This window comes from Marinobacter sp. R17, from assembly GCF_003789045.1.
In the GTDB taxonomy this organism is placed as follows: domain Bacteria; phylum Pseudomonadota; class Gammaproteobacteria; order Pseudomonadales; family Oleiphilaceae; genus Marinobacter_A; species Marinobacter_A mangrovi.
On record NZ_RHGZ01000012.1, the window covers coordinates 22,358 to 48,341 of the forward strand.

26 protein-coding genes are annotated in these 25,984 nt (G+C 60.5%); 10 read left to right on the plus strand and 16 right to left on the minus strand.

What is annotated here, in order from left to right:
* Positions 1 to 108: 108 nt before the first annotated feature.
* Positions 109 to 1,050 (plus strand): LysR family transcriptional regulator, encoded by a 942-nt coding sequence (locus tag EB809_RS10270; protein WP_123634730.1) that lies wholly within the window; start codon positions 109 to 111, stop codon positions 1,048 to 1,050.
* A 24-nt stretch (positions 1,051 to 1,074) separates the two neighbouring features.
* Here EB809_RS10270 and EB809_RS10275 read toward each other — a convergent pair whose 3' ends face one another.
* Both EB809_RS10275 and EB809_RS10280 read right to left on the minus strand, forming a co-directional pair.
* Positions 1,075 to 2,010: a Gfo/Idh/MocA family protein gene (locus tag EB809_RS10275; protein WP_123634731.1), complete on the minus strand. Its 936-nt coding sequence runs from the start codon at positions 2,008 to 2,010 to the stop codon at positions 1,075 to 1,077.
* A 114-nt stretch (positions 2,011 to 2,124) separates the two neighbouring features.
* Positions 2,125 to 2,736 (minus strand): RIO1 family regulatory kinase/ATPase, encoded by a 612-nt coding sequence (locus EB809_RS10280; protein WP_190294868.1) that lies wholly within the window; start codon positions 2,734 to 2,736, stop codon positions 2,125 to 2,127.
* 394 nt (positions 2,737 to 3,130) lie between these two features.
* On the opposite strand from EB809_RS10280, the gene EB809_RS10285 reads away from it, so the two are divergent.
* A complete protein-coding gene (locus EB809_RS10285; protein WP_123634733.1) occupies positions 3,131 to 4,567 on the plus strand; it encodes a peptidoglycan DD-metalloendopeptidase family protein in 1,437 nt (478 codons plus the stop codon).
* Positions 4,568 to 4,624: 57 nt separating this feature from the next.
* On the opposite strand, the gene EB809_RS10290 is transcribed toward EB809_RS10285, so the two are convergent.
* Entirely contained in the window at positions 4,625 to 4,870 is a 246-nt protein-coding gene (locus EB809_RS10290) for a YdcH family protein (protein ID WP_123634734.1), read from the minus strand.
* Positions 4,871 to 5,155: 285 nt separating this feature from the next.
* On the opposite strand from EB809_RS10290, the gene EB809_RS10295 reads away from it, so the two are divergent.
* Complete coding sequence (locus EB809_RS10295; protein WP_123634735.1) at positions 5,156 to 6,010, plus strand: cytochrome c oxidase assembly protein; 855 nt, start codon at positions 5,156 to 5,158, stop codon at positions 6,008 to 6,010.
* On the plus strand, positions 6,007 to 6,618 hold the full coding sequence (locus EB809_RS10300; RefSeq protein ID WP_123634736.1) for an SCO family protein: 612 nt from the start codon (positions 6,007 to 6,009) through the stop codon (positions 6,616 to 6,618). Before EB809_RS10295 ends, EB809_RS10300 begins: the two co-directional genes overlap by 4 nt.
* On the opposite strand, the gene EB809_RS10305 is transcribed toward EB809_RS10300, so the two are convergent.
* A complete protein-coding gene (locus EB809_RS10305; RefSeq protein WP_123634737.1) occupies positions 6,603 to 7,610 on the minus strand; it encodes an LLM class flavin-dependent oxidoreductase in 1,008 nt (335 codons plus the stop codon). The two genes, EB809_RS10300 and EB809_RS10305, sit on opposite strands and share 16 nt — an antisense overlap.
* Before the next feature lie 134 nt (positions 7,611 to 7,744).
* Positions 7,745 to 8,425, minus strand: coding sequence for a J domain-containing protein (locus EB809_RS10310; protein ID WP_123634738.1), 681 nt, complete (start codon positions 8,423 to 8,425; stop codon positions 7,745 to 7,747).
* Positions 8,426 to 8,567: 142 nt separating this feature from the next.
* On the opposite strand from EB809_RS10310, the gene EB809_RS10315 reads away from it, so the two are divergent.
* From EB809_RS10315 to EB809_RS10325, 3 genes are all read left to right on the plus strand, one after another.
* Complete coding sequence (locus EB809_RS10315) at positions 8,568 to 10,715, plus strand: TonB-dependent receptor plug domain-containing protein (protein WP_123634739.1); 2,148 nt, start codon at positions 8,568 to 8,570, stop codon at positions 10,713 to 10,715.
* 71 nt (positions 10,716 to 10,786) lie between these two features.
* Positions 10,787 to 11,773: an ABC transporter substrate-binding protein gene (locus EB809_RS10320; RefSeq protein ID WP_123634740.1), complete on the plus strand. Its 987-nt coding sequence runs from the start codon at positions 10,787 to 10,789 to the stop codon at positions 11,771 to 11,773.
* Complete coding sequence (locus tag EB809_RS10325; protein WP_123634741.1) at positions 11,766 to 13,763, plus strand: ATP-binding protein; 1,998 nt, start codon at positions 11,766 to 11,768, stop codon at positions 13,761 to 13,763. Before EB809_RS10320 ends, EB809_RS10325 begins: the two co-directional genes overlap by 8 nt.
* A gap of 30 nt (positions 13,764 to 13,793) precedes the next feature.
* Here the strand turns inward: EB809_RS10325 and gorA are convergent, their stop codons facing one another.
* The 11 genes from gorA to gspE form a co-directional block, all read right to left on the minus strand.
* Positions 13,794 to 15,164, minus strand: a complete 1,371-nt coding sequence (gorA, locus tag EB809_RS10330) for a glutathione-disulfide reductase (protein ID WP_123634742.1) — start codon at positions 15,162 to 15,164, stop codon at positions 13,794 to 13,796.
* 23 nt (positions 15,165 to 15,187) lie between these two features.
* Positions 15,188 to 15,844, minus strand: coding sequence for a GNAT family N-acetyltransferase (locus tag EB809_RS10335; protein WP_123634743.1), 657 nt, complete (start codon positions 15,842 to 15,844; stop codon positions 15,188 to 15,190).
* Between the two features lie 53 nt (positions 15,845 to 15,897).
* Entirely contained in the window at positions 15,898 to 16,422 is a 525-nt protein-coding gene (gspM, locus tag EB809_RS10340) for a type II secretion system protein GspM (RefSeq protein WP_123634744.1), read from the minus strand.
* A 1-nt stretch (position 16,423) separates the two neighbouring features.
* Positions 16,424 to 17,731 carry a type II secretion system protein GspL gene (gene gspL, locus EB809_RS10345; RefSeq protein ID WP_123634745.1) on the minus strand — a complete coding sequence of 436 codons (1,308 nt, stop codon included), beginning with the start codon at positions 17,729 to 17,731 and terminating at the stop codon, positions 16,424 to 16,426.
* A gap of 53 nt (positions 17,732 to 17,784) precedes the next feature.
* The gene (gspK, locus tag EB809_RS10350; protein ID WP_190294869.1) at positions 17,785 to 18,837 is read right to left on the minus strand and encodes a type II secretion system minor pseudopilin GspK; all 1,053 of its coding nucleotides are present in this window, start codon (positions 18,835 to 18,837) and stop codon (positions 17,785 to 17,787) included.
* Positions 18,834 to 19,607 (minus strand): type II secretion system minor pseudopilin GspJ, encoded by a 774-nt coding sequence (gspJ, locus tag EB809_RS10355; protein WP_223807909.1) that lies wholly within the window; start codon positions 19,605 to 19,607, stop codon positions 18,834 to 18,836. The genes gspK and gspJ overlap by 4 nt, the downstream gene beginning before the upstream one ends.
* Entirely contained in the window at positions 19,597 to 19,986 is a 390-nt protein-coding gene (gene gspI, locus EB809_RS10360) for a type II secretion system minor pseudopilin GspI (RefSeq protein ID WP_223807910.1), read from the minus strand. Before gspI ends, gspJ begins: the two co-directional genes overlap by 11 nt.
* Positions 19,983 to 20,510 (minus strand): type II secretion system minor pseudopilin GspH, encoded by a 528-nt coding sequence (gene gspH, locus EB809_RS10365; protein WP_123634747.1) that lies wholly within the window; start codon positions 20,508 to 20,510, stop codon positions 19,983 to 19,985. The genes gspI and gspH overlap by 4 nt, the downstream gene beginning before the upstream one ends.
* Positions 20,511 to 20,522: 12 nt before the next feature.
* Positions 20,523 to 20,969 (minus strand): type II secretion system major pseudopilin GspG, encoded by a 447-nt coding sequence (gene gspG / locus EB809_RS10370; protein WP_411711067.1) that lies wholly within the window; start codon positions 20,967 to 20,969, stop codon positions 20,523 to 20,525.
* A gap of 92 nt (positions 20,970 to 21,061) precedes the next feature.
* Positions 21,062 to 22,276 carry a type II secretion system inner membrane protein GspF gene (gspF, locus tag EB809_RS10375; RefSeq protein WP_123634749.1) on the minus strand — a complete coding sequence of 405 codons (1,215 nt, stop codon included), beginning with the start codon at positions 22,274 to 22,276 and terminating at the stop codon, positions 21,062 to 21,064.
* Between the two features lie 7 nt (positions 22,277 to 22,283).
* Positions 22,284 to 23,771, minus strand: a complete 1,488-nt coding sequence (gene gspE, locus EB809_RS10380; protein WP_190294871.1) for a type II secretion system ATPase GspE — start codon at positions 23,769 to 23,771, stop codon at positions 22,284 to 22,286.
* A gap of 388 nt (positions 23,772 to 24,159) precedes the next feature.
* On the opposite strand from gspE, the gene EB809_RS10385 reads away from it, so the two are divergent.
* The 3 genes from EB809_RS10385 (at position 24,160) to EB809_RS10395 (ending at position 25,966) form a co-directional block, all read left to right on the plus strand.
* A complete protein-coding gene (locus EB809_RS10385; RefSeq protein ID WP_123634751.1) occupies positions 24,160 to 24,822 on the plus strand; it encodes a type II secretion system protein N in 663 nt (220 codons plus the stop codon).
* An 8-nt stretch (positions 24,823 to 24,830) separates the two neighbouring features.
* Entirely contained in the window at positions 24,831 to 25,493 is a 663-nt protein-coding gene (locus EB809_RS10390) for a transglutaminase-like cysteine peptidase (protein WP_123634752.1), read from the plus strand.
* Between the two features lie 77 nt (positions 25,494 to 25,570).
* Entirely contained in the window at positions 25,571 to 25,966 is a 396-nt protein-coding gene (locus tag EB809_RS10395) for a MerR family transcriptional regulator (RefSeq protein ID WP_123634753.1), read from the plus strand.
* Positions 25,967 to 25,984: the final 18 nt, after the last annotated feature.

Consider the following 25,984-nt stretch of genomic DNA (forward strand, 5'->3'; position numbering starts at 1 on the left):
GACGCGAACGCCCGACATCACGTTAGACTAGGGATTGATACCCGACTAATACCTTTTTTCGGGTGAACCAATAACAAATCCAATATCGTTCAAGACAGGACACGGCTTATGGCCACACTCGCCAGCGATTGGTTCCTGCGTGCTCGACTCAAATTGCGCCACTTGCAACTGTTTCTCGCACTGGATGAACATCGCAACCTGCATCGGGCAGCCGAAAGCCTGTCCATGAACCAGCCCGCCGCCTCGAAACTCCTCAATGACCTGGAAGACCAGATCGGCGTGGTGCTGTTCGATCGCCACCCGCGTGGGATGACGCCCAACTGGTATGGCGAAATCATGGTGCGCCACGCCCGCAGCATCGTGTCGCAGCTCACCCACACGGGGGAGGAAATCAATGCCATGCGGGAGGGCAACGCGGGTATGGTCGCCGTCGGCGCGGTAATGGCCCCGGCGGTCACGATCCTGACCAGTGCCGTGGAACGGGTTCATCGGGACCTGCCCGGCCTCAAGGTGCGCGTCGATGTGGACGTGAGTAAGCGGCTGGTTCCACGGATGATCGAGGGCGAGTTTGATTTTGTGATCAGCCGGATTCCGGAAGGCTTCACCGCGGAGCGGTTCATCTTTGAGGAAATCGGCGAGGAGGATATCTGCATCGTCTGCCGGGAGGGGCACCCGGCGATGGGCGAGGCGCCGGTATCGCTGGACACGCTGACCGACTACCCCTGGTCCCTGCAACCACCGGGCGCACTGCTTCGTAAGCGTGTCGACAACCTGTTCCTGCACTATGGCGTGCAGCCGCCCAAGTACATCGTCGATTCGCCGGACTTCCTGGTATCCCTGGCGCTGGTCGACAAATCCGACACGCTGACGGTGACCACCCGCCAGGTGGCCGAAATGCTCTGTGCCCCGCAGCGCTTCAGTATTCTGCCGTTTGGCGAACCCATCCGGGTCCAGCCCTACGGCCTGGTGAGCCTGAGGGACAAGCGCCTGTCACCGGGTGCCTCGGCCCTTATGAAGACACTGAGGGAGATCATTCGCGAGGAGGCCTGATCCTCTCAGCAAGACGCGGCCGGTTCAGTCCGCCTCCCAGTGGAACGGGTCGACGATGACGCGACGCCCGAGCAGGAAGGCATCCGACACATGCCGCAGCGGGCTGACATCCACATCATGACGCCCGCTTTCGATCAATTCGGCGAAGTGCCGGTAAAGTCCGGGGTATTCCTGTTCGGGTGCCTCGAACTGCAACGTGCCATCGACAAAGAGCTGGCTTCCGCCTTTCGAAAGCATCAGTGTGCCCTCCTCCGTTTCGACCCGGATATCCCAGCTCTGGGGCCCTTTCTGGCGGAAGTCGAAGGCCGCATTCACCGGGTATCCGCCAGCGCTGGCAAAGCTCAAGTCCGCAGCAATGGGAGAATGCCGGTTGTCCGGCACCGCCAGGACACCTTCGCGGAAGAAAAACGCGTCGTCCAGGATGGCCGTGGCGATCGACAGCGCGTTGATGCCAGGATCAAAGACGCCCATGCCGCCGGGTTGCCAGATCCAGTCCTGGCCCGGATGCCAGACGCAGACGTCCTCTTTCCATTCGATATCCACGCCCACGATCCGACGCCCCTGAAGCCACTCCCGGGCCGGTTCGACGGCCGGCGCATGACGGGAATGCCAGGAGGCAAACAGCGTTCGACCGGCTTCCAGGGCCTGACGTTCAAGCTCGTAAACCTCGGCCAGCGTTGCACCGGGTGGCTTTTCCAGCAGGACATGCTTGCCCCGGGCCAATGCTTCGCTGGCCAACGAATAGCGAACGGTCGGCGGCACACACAGGGCCACGGCATCGATCTCCGGCATCGACTCCAGCATGGCCGTCATAGACGCGAAGTGCGGCAGGGAATCCGACGTGCTGGATGGGCTGGCTACGGCCACCAGCTCATAGGCCGGATTGGTGTTGAGGGCGGGCAGATGTTGGTCACGCGCGATCTTGCCAAAGCCCACGATTCCAATCTTTATAGCGGACATAGTGTTGTTATCCCGTCATTAAAAGCAGATGCCCTCACCTTAACCGGACACGTGAATAGCTTCTAATAGCGATTTTCGGCACCTTCGATACGCCTTTTGATATTGCAGACGCACTCATCCGACGTGTTGCTTGAAGAACGGCAACAGTCGTTGCTTCCAGAGCCGCTGCAGCACCTGAATCCAGCGCGGTTTTTGATAGAGGCGCTGCTCCTCCGCCGTGGGCTTCTCGCCGGTCATCCTGACCTTGTATTTCAGAAGGTGGGACATGTCGCTGCGCCGCATCGGCGACAGCAGAAGCCGACCAATACCCCGCCCCCGGACCGCGCCGGCAAAATCGATTAGCACGACCCGGTCCTTGCTGAGGATAATGTTGTTCCCGCGCACGTCATTATGGGTAACCGACATACCGTGCAGCGATTTCATGACGCCCATCAACTGCGCAAAGCAGAAGGGATCGCCAGCGGCCATGTGCTCGCTGAGCAGCTCGCCGGGGACGTATTCCATCATCAGCGCCAGCGTGCCCATGCAGCCCACCACTTTGGGGGAATGCGGCCAGTCTTTCAGGAATTCCAGTATACGGGCCTCGCGCCGAATCAGCAGACGCGCAAGCAATGCCCGCCAACTGCCGCGGTAACGACTGTAATCCTTGCAGATAACCGGCTGCCCATCGTGCATGTAGACGAACACATCGGCCTTGAGAAAGCCCTTGCCGTGCTGGATAGGCACCGTCTTCCCTGGATGATTCGGATGTTCTGGTGTCTGTCTCGGAGTGGAGTCGCTGGAAGCCATGACCGTCCCGTGCCTTGCCAATATGATTAGCAATCTATTCATTTGACACGAGTTTGACAATATGAAAAAACCGAACCAGGACGGCGGTTTACAGAGCAAGGCAATAAAAAAGCAGGATCAGACAACGAGGGTCGGTAAGGCGTAGGTCCCTGGCAGCGTCTTTTTTATGACTTCATTGGCAGGTCAGTGAAAACCGAAGTTATTTGCCCGTGTAATGGAGTTAACTGTCGTCCCGACGCCGCAACAGGTATCCTAGCGCGTTTTGGGGACCCGTATCCCCGACCGAACCTATTCAACGAACATCCGGTAACCGCCTGACTGAAACTGCTCCATGCCGCTTAAATCGATCCTGACCAGACGTTCCCGCCATATCCTTCTGGCCATCGCCGCCCTGTGTATCACGGTTGGCCTGATGTGGCAGTCTGAACCCACCAGCGCTGTCTCTATCCCCATCCAGCAGGTTGAGCTGCCAGCCGATCAGAGCGCTGACAATACGGCCCCACCGGCACCGGACGCGGCCGAGGATGCGAAGGCGGCCGCTGACGCATCAACAAAGGACACGGAGAACAGCGCACTGAGTCGGGCGACCGAGCCTCACCCGGTGGCCTACGAGATCCAATCCGGCGATACGCTGAGTGAAATCTTCGAGGATCACGGCATCTCCGCCAATACCCTGCACAAGCTGCTGGAAGCGGATGCCGAATTCCTGTCCCTGGAAACCATCCAGCCGGGCACAACCCTGACCTTCACGTTCGATGAGAAAAACCAGCTGCAAAAGCTTGATTTGCAAATGGATGTTGCCCGTACGGCGTCGTATTCCCGCACTGAGGATGGCGGCTTCGAGCACGAGGAAATCACCAAGCCGTTGCACTGGGAAAGCAACCGGGTCAGCGGTGATATCCACGGCAGTTTCTATGCCTCGGGTCTCAAGGCAGGCCTGGATAAAGCGCAGGTGGCCAAAGTCAGCCAACTGCTCAAGAGCAAACTCAACTTCCGCCGGGACCTGCGCGCGGGCGATACCTTCTCGGTGATCGTCGGCCATGAGCACACCGACTCCCAGGCCACGGGCAACACCCGGATCGAAGCCATCGAGCTGCACCGGGGTTCCAGAATCTATTACGCCTTCCTTTATTCGGACGGCAACTACTACGACGAAACCGGTGACAGCGTGACGCCGGCCTTCCTGCGCTGGCCCACCAAGCGCCATTATCGGGTGACGTCGCCATTCAATCCCAAACGACTGCACCCGATCACGGGCCGTCGGGCACCGCATAACGGCGTGGATCTGGGCGCGCCATCAGGCACGCCCGTCATGAGCACCGGCGACGGTATCGTCTCGCGAATCGGCAACCACCCGTACGCCGGCAAATACGTCGAAATCGAGCACAGCGGTACTTACAAGACCCGTTACCTGCATCTGAGCAAGATTCTGGTCCGTCGGGGCGAAGCCGTTAAACGGGGTGAGAAGATTGCCCTGTCCGGCGCGACCGGCCGGGTGACAGGCCCGCACCTGCACTTCGAACTGCACGTCCGGCACCATCCGGTCAACCCGCTGACCGCCAAGATTCCGACTTCAGCCCGGGTTCCCGCGGATCGGATCGCCGCTTTCCGGCAGCATATTCGTCCGCTGCTGGCGCGACTGAATGTGCCCAGCCACCTGCCTGCCAAGGCCTCTGGCAATCCGCAAGGCGACAATGGGCCGACGCAGGCCAATAACAGCGATTGGACGCAACAATGCTTGCGTCCCGGACAATGCCGATTCAACTGAGCGGCAGGTACCCGCGGTTGAAAAAAAGGGGCGTCATGAAGACGCCCCTTTTTTCGTTTAACCGCCGTGCTTTGTCAGTGTGCCGTAGAGGGTGTCTTTGAGCTGAGCCCGCTCCATCTTCATCTGGTTAAAGTGCTCGTCGTCGGTGGGAACCTCTCGGAATTCAAGTCCACGTATTGACTTGTCCAACTTGTCGTAGTGGTCGCTCATTTCCTTGAACGTGGCGTCTGATTGCCGTAATTCGCGGATGAGTTCCTTGTACTGGGGAAAATCCACGTTTAAAGCGTGATCACTAATCGACATGTTGCCCCTCCTCTAGGAAGTGTCGGTGAGCCCATACAGGTGAGAATTCGAAAACAGCGGCCAAACAGGTTGGCCGCCTTCTTCCGCAATACTTTCCAAACCCTCAATCAAGCATAGCATTCCTGCCGCCGCGCCGTGGCGCAGCCCGTTTTCCGGCTTTGACGACCGGCACCGGCCCCGAGTTCCCGCCATTCATGACTTGCAAAACGCGAAATTTCAGACAGGCTGAGAGTATGGCCTCAAGGCGCTCCAAAGACCCCGACCACAAGGAGAACAGCCGGCCCGATGCCCTGGTTCGAGTACCTCCTGCCCTATGATTTCTCGCCGCTGACCGTCGCCGCCTACCTGGGTGCGCTCATTGTCTACGGTCTGGCCTTACCACGCCTGCCTGAAGCCGAACGGCCCGACCCCTGGCGGATAACCGCCTTCCTGGTGGGTCTTTTGGCGTGTTATGTCGTGATGCAGACCCGGTTCGATTACTACGCCCAGTACACGTTTTTCATTCATCGGGGGCAGCACCTGGCCCTGCATCATGTCGGGCCCTTCCTGATCGCGTTGTCCAACCCGTTGCCGGTGCTGCGCTACTGGCGGCACCGTCTTCCCGCAGGACAATCGCGCCTCGCTGTGCCCCTGGCCTGGATCTATCGCGCGCTCCAGCAACCGGCCGTCGCCACCGTGTTGTTCGTCGGTCTCATCTACTTCTGGTTATGGCCGGCCGTCCACTTCGATGCCATGCTCAATCGCCAGCTCTACTGGACCATGAACTGGAGCATGCTGCTTGACGGTTTGCTGTTCTGGTGGCTGATGCTCGACCCTCGCCCGCCGGCCCGGGGCCGCACGCTGGGTCACGGCACCCGCATCCTGATGATGGCCCTGGTGGCCCTGCCGCAGCTGGTGCTGGGAGCCGTGATCGTCTTCGCCCACGAATCGCTTTACGACATCTACGACGTGTGCGGTCGCGCCTGGCCCATTGCCCCACGCACGGATCAGCTGCTGGGCGGCTTGCTGACCTGGATCCCGCCCGCCATGATGAGCATTATCGGCATTCTGTTGATGTTGCAACGGATCATGAATGACGGTCGCCCACAACAAAAACAGGCCGACCTGGCACACTCGTCCAACGGAGGCATGGCATCATGAGCGAATCCCGGCATACAACAACGCTCGCCGCTTTCCTGCTAGGCCTGGCAATGCTGTTATCCGGATGCTCCGGCGAAAAGCCCCACTGGAACGGCAAGGACATCAGCGGCGTGATGCCGGACCTCGAGTTCGAGCTCCGTAGCGTGCAGGGTGACACCGTCACCCCGGGCGATTCAGCCGGCCAGGTCCGAATCCTGTTCTTTGGCTACACCTCCTGCCCCGACGTCTGCCCGACCACACTGGCCTATCTGCATCAGGTGCTGGAGAAAATGCCGGCCGAAGCCCGGGACGATGTCACGGCCCTGTTCATCAGCGTGGATCCCAAGCGGGACACTCCGGAACGCCTGGGGAGCTATGTGTCGTATTTTGACAGCCACATTGTCGGCCTGACCGGCTCGGAAGACACGTTGCGCAAGCTGGCCAAGCGCTACCGCACCACATTCGGCTATGGGGACGCTGACAACGACGGCAACTACGCCGTGTCCCACAGCAGCGCAATCTACGTCTTCGATGGAAAAGGCAGGATCCGCCTGCTACTGAAGCAGGATATGCCCCAGCAGCAGGCGGCGGAGGATCTCACCCGGCTGGCGCGTCAGGATCTCTCCTGATCGCAAAGGGACCGCAACGCATCGGCGGCGATGGAGAACGATTTCACCCGGGCGGCATGATCGTAGATCTGCCCGGTCACAATCACCTCGTCGACGCCGGTCCTGGCCACAAACGCTTCCAGACCGGCCGCCACGGTGGCCGGTGAACCAGCCGCGGACTCCGCCAGCGCGTTCTCGACCTGTTTGCGCTCGAATACGCTGCCCACCTGCTCCGGATCGTCCACCGGTGGCTTCAGCGGCCCGGGCGTGCCTCGCCGCAGCGCGATAAATTGCTGCTCCATGGACGTCATCAGGCGACGGCCCTCGTCGTCGGTGTCGGCGGCAAACACGTTGAAACCGGCGGCGGCGTATGGCGCGTCCAGATATTGCGACGGCTCGAATCGCTCACGATAGACTCGCAGCGCATCCCCCAGCATATCCGGGGCGAAATGGGAGGCGAAAGCAAACGGCAGCCCCAGCGCCGCCGCCAACTGAGCGCTGTAGAGACTGGAACCAAGCAGCCAGACGGGTACGTTCAGCCCCATACCGGGAACCGCCCTTACCTTCTGACCGGGTTGCTCGGGTTGGAAATAGTGCAGGAGCTCCTGGACATCCCGTGGGAACTGATTGGCGCCGTCAATCTGGTCCCGGCGCAGTGCCATCATGGTGGCTCCATCCGTGCCGGGCGCCCGGCCGAGCCCGAGATCCACCCGATCCGGGTACAGGGAAGCCAATGTGCCGAATTGCTCGGCAATCACCAGCGGCGCGTGGTTGGGCAACATCACCCCGCCGGCAGCGACACGGATCGTCCGGGTGCCCTCGGCGACGAACCCCAGTGCCACGGCGGTCGCCGCGCTGGCAATACCGGTCATGTTGTGGTGCTCGGCCATCCAGAAGCGTTTATAGCCCTGCCGTTCGGCATGCTGTGCGAGATCGCGGGAATTTCGCAAGGCACGGCCGGCATCGCTGCCTTGAGCGATGGGCGAAAGATCGAGCACGGAGAATGCGCGCATGTACACTCCTATTGATCAATGGATACAGCGCCGGCTCTACCGACTGACCATGAGGTTAACCTGCGGCAGCGGCAGGCTGGTTGCCTGATTCTGCTGAAGCCTTGCGCTGCCGCATGTCATGACGGGATGGGGCTTCAGGAACCCAGGATATGACTGAACAGGCTGGTCAGGATGATCAGCCCGGCGATCCAGCCAATCGCCGCCGGCCAGAAACTGGTCGTCGACTGGTGGTGCTCCCGGCCTTCCGTGTCTTCGGAGGGTGTGGCACCCGGTCCGCGATGCAGAGGGTCATCGAATGGATCGTTGGTCGTCTGGATCTCATTCGAGGTCGACTCATCAAGCTCGCTCCACCCGAACCACTGGGACAGGAACGCCCTGACCGGCTGAGGCAGGGAGCCATCGTCCAGGTAGGGCTTGAGGCGGGGATACAGCGCCTCACTGGCCGCCTCGCGTATGCCGTCCCGATCAGCCGGCGGCTCGGTCAGGATAGCCCGCCAGATGTTGGCGTCCGAGCGCCGATAGCTGTCGTTGAGCATGGCTTCGACCTGGATCACGATCTCGCGCACCACCTGCTGGTCCCTTGCGCTGAGTGCAGGCGTGGGGCCGGATGCCGGTGCGGTGTGCGCCGCCTGGTGCTCCGGTTCCGGTGTAGGCTCTGCCACGGCGAAGCCACCCTCACGAAGGGCCTGGCGATAGGCTTCGTCCAGATCGGAAAGCGATTCCCCGCTGGCGAATTTTCGCTGCGACGCGTAGGCCTTTTCGATGCGTTCGCGGTTGTTGGTCGGTGAAATACCCAGGACTTCCCAACACGTCATAAATTCAAACTCCGGCAAAATTTGGTCGAAGTCGAGAGACAGCCGCCGCCGACTTCACTATCATGAAATACTTGTAATCTAAAACAGAATAAAGCTGCGAAACCTACTGCAGCATCAAGCGCTCGGCAAAGTATTTCTAACGATGACAAAATCTACCTTACTCAGATGGCATCAGGGCCTGCTGGTCCTTTTGGCCAGCGTGGCCGTCAACGTCTACGCACAGGATAACACGACCTACTCCACCATCCCGTCCGGATCCACAGACAGCAGTATGTCCGGCGGGTTCGACCAGGGCTACGATTTCGTCCTTGAACAGCCTATTCCGGAGGTGCTTTCCACCACCAAGCTGCGCCAGCCGAAATCCCGGGTCCCCGGCACCACCACGGTGATCCAGGGCGAGCTGATTCGCGACCTGGGCATTCTCAACATCTGGGAAGTTTTCCGCCTGGTCCCGGGTATGACCGTAGGCTTTGTGCAAAGTAACCGTCCGGTGGTCAGTTACCACGGCACCGTCGCCGATGAACAGCGGCGCCTGCAGGTCCAGATCGATGGCCGGACGGCCTACCAGCCCAACCTGGCGGATGTGGACTGGCATGCCATGCCCGTGCCCCTGGAAAACATTGAGCGGATCGAAGTGACCCGTGGTCCGAATGCCGCTGCCTACGGCATCAATGCCTTCCTGGCGACGATCAATATCATCACCAAATCGCCCCAGGATACGCACGGGGTCAATCTGCGAGTGCGTGCCGGTGACCACGGTTACAAGCAGGCCTATGGTTCGGTTGGCGACCAGGTCGGCCATTATGACTGGCGACTGTCCTACAGCCGTCGCGAGTCGGAAGGCTTCGACTACCGTTTCTACAATCCGGACGATACGTCGGTAAAGGAAGGTGAACGCAAGACCTTCAACGACAGCTACCGGTTCAACACACTCAACTACGATTCGATCCTGAATATCGATCCCGACAATGCCCTCGATATCCGGCTGGGTTACAGCGACGTCTATGACGAGGAAGACGCCCAGCAGTACGGTGAGGAATTCGGCATCCAGGGCATCCCGGCCGAGACCGGTGACGACTACTACCTGCAGGCCAAGTGGACCCACACCCTGAGCGATCGGCATTTCTTCCACGTCCAGGCCAGCTACCAGGATTATAATCGTCGCCAGCGCTGGCGCAGTTGTATCCCGGCCGGAACCAACGTTGGCGGGACCGTGCTGCCGCTGGAGCTCTGTGCCAATTCAAACCAGGACATCGACGAGAACCGGCTTGAATTCGAGATTCAGGACACCTTCGCCCTGAACGACAACCTGCGTTTCGTCAACGGTGGTGGCTACCGGGAAGACCGGTTCGATTCGGACACCTATTTCAATGGCGAAGGCAGCAACTACCAGACGCTGCTGTTCTCCAACATCGAATACACCCCCATCCACTGGGTGACCTTCAACGCCGGCGCCAGTTGGGAACAGACAACCGCGCTGGATGACGACTTCATCTCACCCCGGTTTGCCATCAACTTCCAGTTGACCGAAAACCAGACGCTGCGATTTGTCTTCTCCAAGGCCGTTCGAACGCCGGATGCCTTTGAACAGGGCGCCGATTGGGGCTACCGCGCAACCGACGTCACTCCCGAGGCCGCTTACGGATTCCTTGAGGGCCAGCGCCTGCTCGACTTCCAGGCCCCGGGCGATCTCCACGAAGAAACCATCATTTCCCGCGAAATCAGTTACTTCATCCAGCATCGGATGGGAATGGGACTCTTCTCCACGGAGGTGAAGTTCTTCCACGACAGCCTCCGGGACATCATCAGCGGCGTCATCTCCGCCGATGGCAGCTGGGATCTGTGCAACTGCGTTGCCCTCGACCAACAGGGGATCGAGATCGAAAGCTCGCTGGAATACCAGCAAAGCCAGTTCCGGCTGACTTACGCCTACATGGACCAGAACTCGGAATACCGCGGGCCGCCCCCTCCCCTGGGTGAAAACCAGGAAAAACGCTACATCCGTCTGCAAAACCGGCTAACAGCGGAAAATTCGGGCAGCTTTGCCTGGATCCAGCGCTTTCCTCGATCCGTGACCACATCCGCGGCATACTACATCGCCTCCGATCTGGGCGAGTATCTCTATGACCGGATCGATGCAAGGGTCGCCAAATCCTTCTATTTACCGCACTCGACGGTCGAGTTAGCGGCCATCATGCACTATTATCCGCATGACGACCCAATCATGTATCCCGACAACCAGTATGAGAATCAGACCCAGTTCTTTTTCGAGGCGTCCGTTAAATTCTGACGCCGTGCAGTTCAGGTAAAGGCCTATGGCACCAGGGATGGATGCCGTCCGCAGGGGCGGCAGTTAATCGGATGTTTTTCAGACGACGGCTGTCCATCGTCCGGCGCCTCCGGAACGTGGCCCAGCGGGTACTGTGCCCGCTGCTGGCCGTGCTGTGGCTCTCGCCTGTCTGGGCCCAGGGGCCGCTTTACGCGGCCAGCGACAGCCCATCCCATGTCGTGTTCCTGGCCGGCTCCGAGAATATTTCTTTCAACCTGGTGTTTCGCAAGCGTCTTGAGGACGCCCTGCCCAAAGGCATCAAGCTCGCCCGCTATACCACCGACGCAGCCATCAAGAGCCCGGACTCGCTGATCATCACCCTCGGGGCCTCCAGCCTCAACGACGTTGTCCAGCAGAACCCCCGCTCGCCGGTCCTGGCGCTGATGGTGACGGAAAGCCAGTTCGCTCAGTATCAGACGATTGAAGAGCAAACCATCACCGCGCTCTACCTGAATCCGCCCCTCAAACGGCAGGCCCTGCTGGGGCAACAGATCCTGCCTCAGGCCACTCAGGTGGCCCTGTTGGCCAGGGCCGGCGACGAGCAACAATTCCGGGAACTGGCCGAAGAACTGGCCCGTTACGGACTGGAGCTGCGTGTCTTTACGGTGGATAACCCGCAAAGCCTGGTATCGACGCTGAGCCGGGCGCTCAATTTTGGTGACTTCCTGCTGGGCACGCCCGACCCCGAGATCTATAACCGGCAGACCATCAAACACATCCTGCTGACCACCTATCGCCATAATCGAATCCTGATCGGTCCGGAACGGGCCTTCGTGCAAGCCGGCGCCCTGGCGTCGACCTATGCCCCCACCGATACGATTGTCACAGATACGGCGCAGATTATTTTGGAGTACGTGCGTTCAGGACAGCTCCCCCGGGCCCATTATCCGGACGATTTTGCGGTGCTGTTCAATGAACAGGTCGCGCGCTCCCTGAATATTCCTCTTCCCGACCGGGATTCGGTTCTGCAGGCGCTGAAGCGTCTCGAGTCATCATCGACAGGAGTGGGTAATGAGTAACCGGCAACGCCCGCTGAATCGCCAATTACTGTTGCTGGGCACCGTACCGGCAATACTCATGTTCCTTGTGCTGCTGATATTCTTCACTTCGGTACGCCTGGAAGATGTGCGTCGGGATCTGTTCCGCTCGACCCAGGTCATCGCCGATAACCTGGCGCCGGCGGTTGAATACGCCGTCGTCTCCGGCAACCACAAAGCGTTGCAGCAAATTCTGGAACGGACGCTGCGCCGCAGTGACGTCGCCTGGATCCGAGTGAAGGATATCGGTGACACGGTTGTCGGCCTGGAGACCGGTAAAGGCGTATTCCCCGACACCGGTGACTTCTTTGTCTTCAATGCCGATATCCTGCAACAGCCGCTGGAAATGGACAGCGAAAGTGACCTGGACTGGTTCGAACCGGGGCTCTCCAGCAATTCCGGCGCGCTGCGGGTGGGGTCGGTGTCCGTCGCCGTTTCCGGCTCGCGACTGACGGCCCAGCGCCAGGAAATCATATTCACGTCCTTCGCCGTGGCGGTCTCGGTCCTGATCGTCACACTACTGATCATCAACCAGATCGCCCATCGGATTTCCCGGCCGATCCAGAACCTCAGCGGCAACGTCAAAAAGTTAATGGACGGGCACTATGAACAGCCCGACCGTTCCTCTCACGCCGCCCGCGAGATACAGGACCTGGAGCAGAATCTCAGTGCCCTGGCCTATCATCTGGAACATCTGCGCTCGTCCCGGGAAAAGACACTGAAAGCCTCCGAGCAGGCCCGTGAGCGGGCGGAGTCGGCAAGCCACGCCAAGTCCGAATTCCTGGCGATGATGAGCCACGAGTTGCGCACACCGCTGAACGGGGTTCTGGGCATGCTGGAACTGGTGGCCGAGGAGCCCATGACGGCCCGCCAGAAGGACTACATGCAGACCGCGCGACGAGCCACGGAAGATCTGCTGACCGTTATCAGCGATATCCTGGATTATTCCCGGGTGGAACGCGGCACGCTGACGCTCGAGCACCGCAGCTTTGACCTGCGCCAGCTGATCGAGAACTGCGTCGCCACTCACCGCCATGACTGCGAAAGCAAAGGCCTGGAGCTGGACTTGCGGTTTATCGGCAACTGGTCGGACCACCCTCGCGTGCGCGGCGATTCCGGGCGACTGCGCCAGGTTCTCGCCGGCTTGCTGGAAAACGCCATCAAGTTCACCGAACAAGGACACGTGGGCGTGCGCAGCGAATGGCTGGCCATGGAGGGCAACTCCATCTACCTGAGCTGTGAGGTGCGGGACTCCGGCTCCGGTATTCCTTCCGAGTATCTGACCGGTATTTTCAACAGTTTCGAGCAGGTGGACAGTTCCGCGTCCCGCCGCTATGGCGGCACCGGGATGGGGCTGGCGCTGATACAACGCCTGATTGAACTGATGGGCGGGCACATCCGGGTGGATTCGAGCCTCGGATCAGGCTCGGCGTTCTATTTCGAGCTGCCGTTCGAGTGCGCCGGAGCCGCGGAGCTGGAGAGTTCGACAGACTATCCGGCCGCCAACCGGACCATCACCGCAACTCCGCCAGAAACGCCGGCCGAACCGGCTCGCGCGGGTCAGAACGCGCCGCTGGCGTTGGTGGTGGAAGACAACGAGGTCAACCAGCGGGTGGCCTGCGCCCTTCTCCGTCGCTTCGGTTTCGAAACCATCAGTGCGGAAAACGGCGAGGTGGCAGTCAAGCTGGTCACCGAGAGCAACCACACCTACGACATCATCCTGATGGATTGCCAGATGCCGGTGATGGACGGTTATGAAGCGACCCGCTGCATCCGGGCCTGGGAGACGGCCCACGGGCACGATCCGTTGCCGATCATCGCCCTGACAGCGGATGCCCTGCCTGGAACCGACCGGGCCTGCCATACGGCCGGTATGAACGACTACCTCGCCAAACCGGTCCGAAAGGAGAAACTGCGCAACGTGATCAATCGCTGGATCCGGTTGCCGGAAACCGGTGCCGATCTGCCATAAGCTGGCCGGCACCGGGTCTCTAAAAACGCTCTATCCGACGATGCGTTCCGGCTCGCGCATGGTGACGAACTCTTCCGCCGACGTGGGGTGAATGCCCACAGTACTGTCGAACACCGCCTTGGTCGCTCCGGCCTTGATCGCCACCGCAATCCCCTGCAGCATTTCACCCGCCTCGGGGCCGACCATATGGGCTGCAACGACCCGGTCCGACGCATCGTCGACGATCAGCTTCATCAGGCAACGCTCATCGCGACCGGACAACGTGTGCTTCATGGGCCGGAATTCTGTGCGGTAGATTCGCAGGCGACCGTACTGCTCCCGGGCTTCGGCTTCGGTGGGGCCCACCGTGCCGATATTAGGCTGGCAGAAAACCGCCGTCGGGATGGCCGAATAGTCCATGGTGCCCTCGCCGTCTCCAAACAGCCGACGGGACAGTACCATGCCCTGGCCGATGGCCACCGGCGTCAGCTGCGGCGTTCCGATGACGTCGCCCAGTGCCGTGATGGACGGCACGGCGGTCTGGAAATGCTCGTCCACGTCAATGTGTCCGGAGTCGGTCAGCTGCACACCCAGTGTGTCCAGCCCCAGACCATCGACCAGCGCCCGGCGCCCGGTCGCGGCCATGACCAGGCCGGTATTCAGGCGGGAGCCGTCACTCAGGTCCAGACGATAGTGGACCCCTTCCGGTTTCACCGCATCGATGTTGACGCCGAAACGCACATCGATGCCTTTCTTGCGCAATTCGGCTGCGGTGAATTCGCGAATGTCGTCATCAAACCCGCGCAGGAACAGGCTGCCCCGATACAGCAGCGTGGTCCTGACACCCAATCCAGCGAGAATGCCGGCGAACTCGACGGCGATGTAGCCGCCGCCCCAGATCACCGCCTCGCCGGGCAACTGCGGCAGGTAGAACATGTCATTGGAAGTCACCACGTGTTCCTTGCCGGGAATCTCCGGCACCACCGGCCAGCTTCCCGTCGCAACGGTGATGTGCCTGGCGCTGATGCGGCGATCGCCGACCGACAGGGTATGGGCATCCTCAAAACGCGCACTGCCGTTGATGATGGTGACACCGGCATTTTCCAGCAGCCGCTGGTAGATGCCGTTCAGCCGGTGAATCTCGGCATTCTTGTTGGCCACCAGGGTTGGCCAGTCGAATTTGACCTGATCTTCGGGAATGGTCCAGCCGTAACCGGCCGCGTCGGCCATGTCTTCACCGACGTGGGAGCCGTAGACGAAGAGTTTCTTGGGAACACAGCCCACATTGACGCAGGTCCCTCCCAGATAGCGGGATTCGACGATGGCGACACGAGCGCCGCGCTGGGCGGACATGCGGGCCAGACGGACACCGCCGGACCCGGCCCCGATGACCACCAGATCAAACTCATAATGCTCCGACACAATGACTCCTCGACTGTCGATGTTCAGTATGCTTTCAGGCTGACGTCCCGGTAGAGGACGTACTCCGTCAGGTCGCCCATCCGGACTTCGCCCAGGTTGCGGAAACCCAGGGACTCGTAGAACGGCAGATATCGGCTATTGCCCGTGTCGAGCACCAGCCCCTGCCCGCGGGGGTTATCCTCACACAATCGTTCTACCGCCTCCAATAGAAGACGTCCATAACCACGATTCTGATACTGGGGATGCACGCCCATCAGCGGCAACTGATGTATCTGCTCGCCGGGCAGGCAGGCACGAATCTGCTCATGGTAATCGATGTAGCGGCGGGTTGAGGCGAAGCCTGCGGTCAGCATCATCCGCAGGCGCCAGGACAACTGGCGGGTCAGGTCCAGGCGCATTTCCGGGTCGCCCAGGAAAGCCACCGCCACCAGGGTGTCGTCCGTCATCAGGCCGATGGCGTCCTGATCCATTTCGAAGTAAAGGTCGATAAGCTCGCGCACCGTGGCCCTGACCCGCCGGTCATAGCCCGGTTTGCGTTCGTCGAACAGATAGTGAAACGTGGGTTCGTTCCGGTAAGCCTTGTAGAGAATGGATCGGGCTTCATTAACCGCGGTCCGGTCCAGCCGCACGACGGTCGGCTCGGCCCGCGGATCCATTTCGCTTGCGGTGGCTGTCTCCATGGTTCACCTCGCCCCTGTGTGGTGCTTCACACCGGGCGACGCGATCACCCGGATCAGATTTCGAACGAAAGCCGGACGCTGACAATACCCGGCTTGTCCTCCCGGTCGATCGCTGCCTGGTCGATGACGATGCCGTGCTCACGGGTCAATTGTTCAAGCCAGTTCGAGACCTGGTTGAACGGCGCGTCTTCCAGCCAGACCCGCATGCCATCCTCACCACTGGGCTCAAAGCGCTGCAGGGAGAGGCCGGCTTTTCCCGCGCTGGCCGTCACGGTCGACATCAAAGAGCGCACGTCCGTGATCTGAGTGGCTCCGGCTGGCCGTTCACCGGCCGCCGCCATGCCCCGGACCTCATCTTCATTCTGTTGCATCCAGGCCAGCAGATCCGCCGCGGACTGGCGCTCGGACAGTGCGTCATCGTGATAGGCCGCCACCGGCCGCCAGATAAGGAAATAGATCAGAAACAGCGCAACTGCAACCATCAGGATCTGGAGAGCCAACTGATCACGCCTGGGCAGATGATCGTACTGGGTAATCAATTTCTGCACGGAGGGACTTTTCTTGAGCTGATTCAACATGTCAGGACCCTCCACTGACGGTCAGGCGCGCGCGGGCGCCGCTGCTGTCGTTCACCACCGAGCCGATCCGGGCTTCCAGCCCCCGGTCGCCAATCGCACTGCGCAACGCGCTCAGGCGGTCGTAATTGTCGGCACGCAGCTCGACCACCAGCTCGCCCCGCTGACGGCTGTAATTGACGGAATCGAACTGCAGGTTCTGGCCGCCGCCCAGCTTGTCGTATTCGGCGCCCGCCTGCGCCATCAATGACAGGAAATCCGCCTGCGGGCCCTGCTGACGCGCCACCCGAAGGCGACCTTCCAATACGCGACGCACATTGGCGGCAGTCGCGCGGGTGTCCTGCGGAAACACCTCATGGTAGAGCGACATGGCCTGGTTCTCGAGATCGGCGGCCTGCTGGTGATGGTAATAGCCCAGCCCCAGTTCGACGCCCACCTGCAGCGCCAACCATAGCCCGGCCACGATGGCCGCCGGACGCCAGACGCGCCAGACGCCACCGCTCTTATCGGCGTTCTCGAAGGTGCCCTGACACAGGTTGATGGGCTCGCAAAGCGCGTTGTGCTGGGCATGGGCCAGTAACTCCAGCGGCGTCATCTGCAGCACTTCACGGGTGACGCGCAGCCGATCTTCCGTTTCGATCGGCCGGATGTTGTCGGCGTATCGCGCGAAGTCTTCTTCACGGCCATAGAGGGTCACCGGGATTTCCGCGACCACCTCATCCTTGTCTGGCTGAGCCAGGGTATAGGAGAAGATACTCAGGTTCTCGGTCTTCATGCGGAACCATTCGCCCCGGGAGCCAGCCACCAATGTGTCCTCGCCCGCAAGGCAGATACACCAGCGGGATTCGCTCACCGGCAGCAGTGCTGCATCCGGATACAGTGCCTCCAGATCCGCACCCTGGAAGGCATCGAACAGTTCGTGCCAGATCGCCATGCGCTGCTGGTCGATAGCCGCGACGCGGAAGCCCTCTTCGCTGCGCTTGCCCAGGGCCAGATGGACCGAATCGATGTCCTGGGCGATCTGCTCTTCCACGGCGAACGGCAACGCCTGACGGACATAACGGGCCTGTTTGGCCGGTATCTCGGCAAAGCAGAACAGCACGTCGTCCCCGGGCAGCAGGCCCACCAGCAGCACATGCTCAAGATCATTCTGGGTCAGGGTCTGCTCGATCACCGATCGGTCGTCATCCTGGCCGCTGGCCTGGAACACGCCGCTGGCATCGATCAGCGCCCAGTCGAAGCGCTGGCCGTCCATATCGCCATGCAACGCACTGAAGGGCGCAGCCGGTTGAACGTAGAGTCGATATGACATGAATCCGTAGTTCCTTGTTGTTTTCCGGAAGCGGCTGGCCGTAGACGCCTGACTCAGTCAGATAGGCCGAGCGCGTCGGCGGCGTCCCTGGCCTCCTGACTCTGGCTGTCGCCCGAAACCTGATAGCGCTCCTTGGTAATCAGCTGCGTCTGGCTTTCGTCCCGACGGACCGTGAACATCTCGCCCTGGGGGTTCCGGTAAATGGTCGTCACCAACCGGAACACCCGATCATTGAACGTGATGCGCGAGGCGACATCAAAAAAATTCGTACTGACCCCCAGCCCATTGCTGTTCAGCCCCAGTCCGGCAAACGCCGGCAGCGCCAGGAAATCCTGGACGGTCTCAAACGGCTCGTCCTCGCGCTGTTCGACCACCGTTTCCACCTGCGCGGCCGTAAGATTTTCGTTCAGCGCCTGTAATACGGGCGCTGGTGCCATATTAACATTGATTGTCGTGCCCGATACCGGCAAAGCCGCCACATACGGCAACAGTTTACGATAGGCCTCTTCGGTCATGCCGTTGATCAGTCGCAATTCCGAAACACTGGCGAACGGCTGGTTGGCAGCCCGGTAGGGTGGGTCCATGCCAAGATAAACGCCGTCCTCGGCACCGTAGGCATTGACCGTTTCATCATTATCGTCGATCCAGTCGATCAGGGCTTCCACGTGTACCGAAGAAATATCGAGAACCAAAAGCAGTCTAGCCAACCGGTCCCGGGTCAACTCATTGACCGCGCCGGTGGCATCCACCAGATTATTGAGGTTGATGCGCCCGCCCAGATCGTTGATCTGCACTTCGACCACGCCGTTTTCTTCATACGGCAGCACGGCCGAGTATTTGGCCCAGACTTCATCGGGGCTGTCGACGTGGGCGCCGTCCTCCTCGTCGTCTTCAAAATCCTTGGACAGGATCTGCTCCGCGAAGGCTTCCGCGCCGAAGGCGATACTCTTGCCCTGACTCTGGGCCAGGTAGTGGCTCGCCTTGTAGATACGCAGTTGCTGCAACTGGGTCATGCCGGCGACCAGCGTTACCACCAACGCCATGGCCAGCAGTACCATGATCAGGGCCACGCCTTGCTGCCTGCCCCATGCGTTCGGTCGCCTCATGACCCCGAGTCCTCCGACGTACCCGAGCCGGAATCGGACTGACTGCCCTCTTCTTCGCTGTCCGACTCGCTGCTCGACTCCGTTGAGTTGGTCATCGTGGTCTGGGCGGATTCCGGATCGAAATCGGGCAGGACGAAAACGCGCTGCAACTCACCATAATCCGACTGTTTGATCACGATCGCCACGCCCTTCGGCAGGGGTACGGATGCCAGCGCTGACGGCGAATCACTGGTTTGAGCCGCCGCCTGGTCGGTAGTCGGCCACTCGTCCTGCCAGGTGCCCTGGTCGTCCAGAAAACGCACGTTGACATCTTCGACATTGGAAAGCAGCAGCTGATCACGACCCTTGGCATCCTCCGCCAGATCCAGCGTGCCCCAGTAGCGACGATGCAGTTCGTCACCCGTGAACTCGTAGCTCACCCGCTGCAGGTCGCTGCGCCGGGCGCCGATGGGGTTACGCCAGCCCTGGCGGGTCAACGCCAGCTCGACCCCGTCCTCACGGCTGGTCATGGCGTAGCGGGCGTCGCCGTAGATATCGCGAATCGGCCGGTTAACCACCTGGTCCAGGTCGCGTTCAATGACCAGCATAGCCCGCTGGATTTGCTCGAATTGCTCGGCGGCGGCATTGACTCGATCCCGGGCCTGGATCACGCCGCTGATCATCTGCCAGACACCGACACCGATCAGGGCCGTGATGCCGACAGCAATCAGCACTTCCAGCAAGGTAAAGCCGCACTGCTGCGACCGGACGGGCGTGCGATCAATAATCACCAATGAACCCCGTCAAGCTGGATAGTTGCCGCTTCTCCCCGTCTTCCGGAGCGAGAAAGATGGTGACTTCAACCCGACGCACGTTTTCATCCTGGGTGCCGCTAACCACCGTTTCCACCTGCCAGTGGCGGTTGGCGTAGTCCAGGTCATCGGTTTCCTCGGACACTTGCGGGAGATCGGATTGCAGGCGCAACTGGGCCACCTCGTTCTCGGCAATCCAGGTGGCCATGGTGCGGTCACGGACCCGTTCAAAGGTGCCGATATAATTGCTGGCTACTTCAGACGCCGCCGTGGCGATCAGGCCGAAGACCAGCACGGCAACCAGAACTTCGATCAGGGTAAAGCCTCGTTGCCGGAGGCGCGGAGAACACACCGTCACAGCGGCTCCTCCTCACCCGGCGGATGCCATTTGAGGCCGTTCAGTCCATCGGTATCGATGCGATAGACCGGCTCCTCGTCGCTGCCGACGGCCAGTTCCATATCGAACGGTGTGGTTTCTCCAGAGGAATAGAACACAATATCCGGTCGCGGCTTGTCTTCGTCGTCTTCCGTTCCGGGTAATTTGGGCAGGTCGTCTTCGGTGTGGTACGCAACCGCCAGCCAATCCGGGAGCTGCCGCGGCGCAAACAGACGCTCTTTCTGGCGCTCCCAGGTCTGTTCGACGTCGTCATACACCAAAAAGCGGTAGGCGTTGTCGTCGATCAGCAAGCCCAGTTCCTGGTTATTCAGAACCGCCTGCTCAGAGGCGGTCTGCATCAACAGGAACAATTCGCGGGCGTTATTTTCCAGCTCCCGCTGCTGGGCGCCGCCGCCCAGGTTCACCACGGCAATGACGGCAAGCAGGCCCACCAGGACCAGCACCACCATAATCTCGATCAGGGTAAACCCGCGCGAGCGGCTCATTGAACCACCCGCTTATTGGTCAGGATTGTCCTGAACACTGATGTCCGCTGCGTCGCCCTCGCCCCCTTCGCGGCCGTCGGAGCCGTAAGAGAACAGATCGTAAGGCCCATTCACGCCTGGGCTGATGTACTGGTAGTCGTTATCCCACGGATCCTGGGGCACGTTCTTCAGGTAGCCGTCCGGGTTCCAGTTCTTGGGCTCGGGGCTGCCACTGGGCTTGCTGACCAGGGCCTGTAGACCCTGCTGGGTTGAGGGATAGGAGCCGTTGTCGAGCCGGTACAGATCCAGCGCATTGGCGATGTTACTCATCTGGGTCTGGGCTACGGTCACCCGGGCCTGGTCGCTCCGGCCCAGGATGTTGGGCGCCACGATGGCGACCAGCAAACCCAGAATGACCATCACGACCATGATCTCGATCAGTGTAAAACCGGCATTCCTGTTCAGTTGTTTCATCGTCATCCGTCTCGTTTGCATCGTCGTCGGTTATTGTCTCAGGGACGTCCCTGTTTCCAGATTGTGGGTAAGCTTCCGGTTTCTTAAGACCGACTTGTTCAGCCCACCAGGTTACTCATGTTGAGGATCGGCAGCATGATCGCCATCACGATGATCAGCACCACGCCGCCCATGACCAGCAACATCAGCGGTTCAAACAGCCCCACCATGGTCTGGATCTTGGCCTGCAAGGTGTTCTCCTGCATGGTGGCGGTGCGTTCCAGCATGCTGTCCAACTCACCGCTGGCTTCGCCGCTGGCAATCATATGCAACATCATCGGGGGAAAATAGCCCGTCGCATCCAGCGATTTGTGTAGGCTGGCCCCCTCGCTCACTGATTGCGCCGCCTCTTTGAGCCGCAATCGCAGGTAGTCATTGGACAGCACTTCGCCAGCGATCCGCATGGCTTCCACCAACGGTACGCCACTGGTGGTCAATATCGACAGCGTGCTGGCATAGCGCGCGGTATTCACGCCCCGCGTCATGCCGGAGATCCCCGGCATGTGCAGCAGCGAACGGTGAAAGCGCAAGCGGTTGGCTTCCTTGCGCAACGCCATCCGGAACGCAAAGAAGATGGCCGCCAGGATAATGGCGAGGAAAATCCCGTACTGCATCAGGAAGTCGGACATCACCAGCAGCCCGCGGGTCAGCACCGGCAGCTCCTGACCCTGTTTGACGAAGACCTCGATGATGTCCGGCACCACGTAGGTCAACAGGAACACCACGATAGACAGCGCCACGACGGTCAGGATGATCGGGTAAATGGCCGCCAGCTGGATTTTCTGGCGCGATTCCTGACGGGTCTCGGTGTAGTCTGCCAACCGGTTCAGCACCAGGTCGAGGTGACCGGCGTGTTCACCCGCGGCGACCGTGGAACGGAACAGCCGGGGAAAAGCCCGCGGAAACTCTCCCAGGCTGTCCGCCAGCGAATGACCTTCCATGACCTTCGAGCGGATGGCAATCATCATGCTCTTGATGCGTGGCTTCTCGGACTGTTGCGCCGCTGCCCCCAGCGCCTGCTCCACCGGGATCCCCGACTGGATCAGGGTCGCGATCTGCCGGGTCACCAGCGCCAGGTCCGAGGCGCTGAGACCGCGACCTTTTCGGCTCGTCCCGCCACCCTTGGTTTCCCGCTCTGACGCGGTGTCCACCGACAATGGCGTCAGCTTGCGTTCCCGCAGCTGTTGCCGCACTGCCCTGGCGCTATCCGCTTCGACAACGCCCTGCTTCTGTTTGCCCCGCGCGTCCAGCGCCTTGTAGTTGAATGCTGGCATACGCCCCTTAGCTCCGGTGCGTCACGCGCAGGACTTCTTCAACCGTCGTCCGGCCGGCCAGCACCTTGGCCACGCCGTCGGCATGGATGCTGGGACCATGCTGCCGGGCCACCTTCTCCAGCTCCAGCTCGCCGGCCTGGCGGTGAATCAGGGTGCTCAGATCCTCATCGACGCGCACCACCTCGTAGATCCCCATACGTCCACGATAACCCAGATTATTGCACTCGTTGCAGCCAACAGCGCGGTAGATGTCCGGCGGGTTCTCGGGATCGAGCTGCAGGAATTCGCAATGCTCGACCGAGGGTGAATAGGATTCCTTGCAATGGGGACACAGCACACGTACCAGCCGCTGGGCCACGATGCCGATCAGACTGGAGGCAATCAGGAAAGGCTCGATGCCCATATCGATCAGACGCGCTATGGCGCCGACGGCCGTGTTGGTGTGCAGCGTGGACAGCACCAGGTGACCGGTCAAACTCGCCTGGACCGCGATCTCGGCGGTTTCCAGGTCCCGGATCTCACCGATCATGACCACGTCCGGATCCTGACGCAGGATGGCACGCAAGCCCCGGGCAAAGGTCATGTCGACCTTGGGGTTAACCTGGGTCTGGCCGATGCCGGACAGGTTGTACTCGATCGGATCTTCAACCGTCAGGATGTTGCGGCTGCGATCGTTGATTTCCTGCAGCGCGCCGTAAAGCGTGGTGGACTTACCGGAACCGGTGGGACCGGTGACCAGGATGATGCCGTAAGGCCGGAATATCAGCTCCCGCAATACTTTGAAATCACGCTCCGCCATCCCTAACGAGGCGAGACGCAAACGGCCGGCCTGCTTGTCCAGCAGACGCAGCACGATTCGCTCGCCGTTGGAAGACGGCATGGTGGACACCCGCAGATCCACTTCCCGACCGGCCACGCGCAGTGAAATCCGGCCGTCCTGGGGCACCCGCTTCTCGGCGATATCAAGCCTGGACATCACCTTGATCCTAGACACCAGCAGCGGCGCCAGCGCCCGTTTGGGCTCAACCACCTCACGCAGGATGCCGTCGACCCGGAACCGCACAACCAGCCGCTTCTCGTAGGTTTCGATGTGAACGTCGGAAGCGTTGGTGTTGACGGCTTCGGTGAGGATGGCGTTGATCAGCCGGATAATCGGCGCATCGTCTTCCTGTTCGAGCAGGTCCTCGGTTTCCGGTACGGATTCCGCCAGGCTGGCCAGGTCCATGTCGTCACCGATGCCTTCAACCATCTGCATGGCTTCGGTGGAATCGTTCTGGTAAGCGGCATTGAGGGCTTCGTCGAAATCTTCCGGTGCGATGGGCTCGAACTTGGCCCGCCCGCCACTGACACGGTTGGCTTCCGCCAGCGCCATGGGCGTGGCTCCGGGTCGTACGAGAACCTTCACGGCGCCGCTGTCGCCGCGGGTCAGGATGACGCCGTGACGTTTGGCGAAGGTAAAAGGCAGGCGCCCGATCGGGGCGTCCTGAGCCTGCATGTCGAGGTCTTGTTCCACGCTGGTTCTCACCTGTTCCTGTCACCGAAGAAGGCAAAGGCTATCATAGCTCGTCCGGGAGTATGTGGTCTCTGACGAGTTATCGGGAAAATTGGGACATTCGTCAAGCACGTCACGGTGCTAATCGCTTATTTTTGCATCATTTTTGGTCGAATATGACAATTCCCGCCCTTATAATCCACCGTCTGCGAAGACCGCTGAGTATTTACCGGGTGTTTGTCTAAACTGTTACAGTGCGGTCGGCCACCGTAGCGTCCTTCCGGAAACCAGGTGCATCGCCTAACCCCGATGAACCGGAAGCGCTCAAGATTAGACCGTATCCAGGGACGGTAATTCCGCTACGCTATCTATCAGGAGATCAGGGCTACCCATGACCGGCATCTATTCCCGACTACCCCAGATTACCGCCCTATTACTGGTGGTGGCCATGCTGGCATCGCTGGGCTGGCAGGGGTGGCAGTTTTACCAGGCCGAACAGGCACGACAGGCCGGCGGTGGGGCCGTGGTCACCCGGCAGGCCCCAACGGGCAACGCCGGTGCGCAGGACATCAACCTGTCCGCCATTGATCTCTTCGGCAAAGCCGGCGCCCAGGCCGCACAACAGCCCCAGTCCACCGAGAATCTGCCCGAGACCAACCTGCGCCTCTATTTGCGCGGCGTGATGGCCGGCGGTGAAAAAAGTGTCGCCAGCGCCCTGATCGAAGACGCCAACAACGATACCGAAGCCTACCTGATTGGCGACGAATTGCCCGGCAACGCCACCCTGCGCTCGGTCTATCCCAACCGGGTCATTATCGAACGCAGTGGCAAGCTCGAAAACCTCTATTTTCCTGAAACCGCAGACACCAGCGGTATCGATCTGAGTAACGGCAACGAGGCCCAGGGCGCGGAAAGCACCCCGGCGGAACCCCGGCCCCAGCCTCGCGCCGTCCAACCTCCCGGTTCTGCGCCGGCGGTAACCAGCGACAGACGGGAAGAGATTCGTCGCCGACTGGAGGCTCTCCGGGAGCGATTGCGCCAGAACAGTAACTGAGGCCATGGATGAGTCCGACGCGCATCAGGCAGGGATTTCAAATCTGTGCCCTGGCCCTGTCATTGACGGTCACCGCCGTTATTGGCATCGAGCTGAGCTCGCGTCTGCTTGATTATGTCCAGAATGAGTTCGGCGACGCCGCCCGGGAACGTTTGGTTCAGTGGCAGCAACTGCAGAAGCTGGCCAGCCATGCCCCGGTCCGACGCCAACTGCGGCTGGTGAATTCCTTCTTCAACCAGGTCAAATTCGTCAACGACATCGAACACTGGGGAATGGAGGATTACTGGGCCACGCCGGTCGAGATGCTCGCCACCGACGGCGGTGACTGCGAGGACTTCTCCATCGCAAAATACCTCACCCTGCGCGCGCTGGGCGTGCCCGACGACCAACTGCGCATCACCTACGTCAAAGCCCTGGAGCTCAACCAGGCCCATATGGTGCTGGCCTGGTACAAGACGCCGAATGCCGATCCGCTGATCCTCGACAACCTCATCAACGAAATCCGCCCGGCCTCTGAGCGCGACGACCTGGAGCCGGTCTACAGCTTCAACGGCGAAGGCTTGTGGCTGCAACAAAAAGGAGGCGGTGCGGACGCCGAACGCATCGGCAATGCCGACAAACTCAAAAACTGGACCGACCTGAACAACCGCCTCATCGACTCCCTCCGGTAGGAAACCCCATCGAAACGGTTGACACATCTCTGTCGCCGGAATTACCTTTACGTTAACGTCAACGTGAGCAAGTCGATATGAGTGACCTGAACGTCAAGCGAACCCACTCCATCAGCGATCTGGCCCGGGAATTCGACATCACCACCCGGACCATTCGTTTCTATGAAGAAGCCGGCATGATTACGCCGGAGCGCGATGGCCAGACTCGGATCTATACTGATCAGGACCGGGTGAAACTGAAGCTGATCCTGCGCGGTAAACGCCTCGGTTTCAGCCTGGCGGAATCCCGTGAGCTGATCGAGATGTACGATCCTTCTTCCGACAATGCTCATCAGCTCAATGCCCTACAACAAAAAATCAACGAGCGACGTGACGCCTTGAAGCAGCAGCTTGCAGACATCGAGATCATGCAGAAGGAACTCGACGACGCCGAAACACGGTGCCAGGCCGCCATGGCCGCCCTGAACAACTGAACCGTATCGCGTCCCGAG

Coding starts and splice junctions, on each gene's coding strand:
- EB809_RS10295 (WP_123634735.1), top strand. CDS start 5,156: ATGCCCTGGTTCGAGTACCTCCTGCCCTATGATTTCTCGCCGCTGACC.
- gspL (WP_123634745.1), bottom strand. CDS start 17,731: ATGTCATATCGACTCTACGTTCAACCGGCTGCGCCCTTCAGTGCGTTG.
- EB809_RS10285 (WP_123634733.1), top strand. CDS start 3,131: ATGCCGCTTAAATCGATCCTGACCAGACGTTCCCGCCATATCCTTCTG.
- EB809_RS10310 (WP_123634738.1), bottom strand. CDS start 8,425: ATGACGTGTTGGGAAGTCCTGGGTATTTCACCGACCAACAACCGCGAA.
- gspF (WP_123634749.1), bottom strand. CDS start 22,276: ATGCCAGCATTCAACTACAAGGCGCTGGACGCGCGGGGCAAACAGAAG.
- EB809_RS10320 (WP_123634740.1), top strand. CDS start 10,787: ATGTTTTTCAGACGACGGCTGTCCATCGTCCGGCGCCTCCGGAACGTG.
- EB809_RS10305 (WP_123634737.1), bottom strand. CDS start 7,610: ATGCGCGCATTCTCCGTGCTCGATCTTTCGCCCATCGCTCAAGGCAGC.
- EB809_RS10275 (WP_123634731.1), bottom strand. CDS start 2,010: ATGTCCGCTATAAAGATTGGAATCGTGGGCTTTGGCAAGATCGCGCGT.
- EB809_RS10325 (WP_123634741.1), top strand. CDS start 11,766: ATGAGTAACCGGCAACGCCCGCTGAATCGCCAATTACTGTTGCTGGGC.
- gspM (WP_123634744.1), bottom strand. CDS start 16,422: ATGTTGAATCAGCTCAAGAAAAGTCCCTCCGTGCAGAAATTGATTACC.
- EB809_RS10395 (WP_123634753.1), top strand. CDS start 25,571: ATGAGTGACCTGAACGTCAAGCGAACCCACTCCATCAGCGATCTGGCC.
- gspK (WP_190294869.1), bottom strand. CDS start 18,837: ATGAGGCGACCGAACGCATGGGGCAGGCAGCAAGGCGTGGCCCTGATC.
- gspH (WP_123634747.1), bottom strand. CDS start 20,510: ATGAGCCGCTCGCGCGGGTTTACCCTGATCGAGATTATGGTGGTGCTG.
- EB809_RS10390 (WP_123634752.1), top strand. CDS start 24,831: ATGAGTCCGACGCGCATCAGGCAGGGATTTCAAATCTGTGCCCTGGCC.
- EB809_RS10335 (WP_123634743.1), bottom strand. CDS start 15,844: ATGGAGACAGCCACCGCAAGCGAAATGGATCCGCGGGCCGAGCCGACC.
- EB809_RS10385 (WP_123634751.1), top strand. CDS start 24,160: ATGACCGGCATCTATTCCCGACTACCCCAGATTACCGCCCTATTACTG.
- EB809_RS10290 (WP_123634734.1), bottom strand. CDS start 4,870: ATGTCGATTAGTGATCACGCTTTAAACGTGGATTTTCCCCAGTACAAG.
- EB809_RS10270 (WP_123634730.1), top strand. CDS start 109: ATGGCCACACTCGCCAGCGATTGGTTCCTGCGTGCTCGACTCAAATTG.
- gspG (WP_411711067.1), bottom strand. CDS start 20,969: ATGACGATGAAACAACTGAACAGGAATGCCGGTTTTACACTGATCGAG.
- EB809_RS10315 (WP_123634739.1), top strand. CDS start 8,568: ATGACAAAATCTACCTTACTCAGATGGCATCAGGGCCTGCTGGTCCTT.
- EB809_RS10300 (WP_123634736.1), top strand. CDS start 6,007: ATGAGCGAATCCCGGCATACAACAACGCTCGCCGCTTTCCTGCTAGGC.
- gspE (WP_190294871.1), bottom strand. CDS start 23,771: ATGCAGGCTCAGGACGCCCCGATCGGGCGCCTGCCTTTTACCTTCGCC.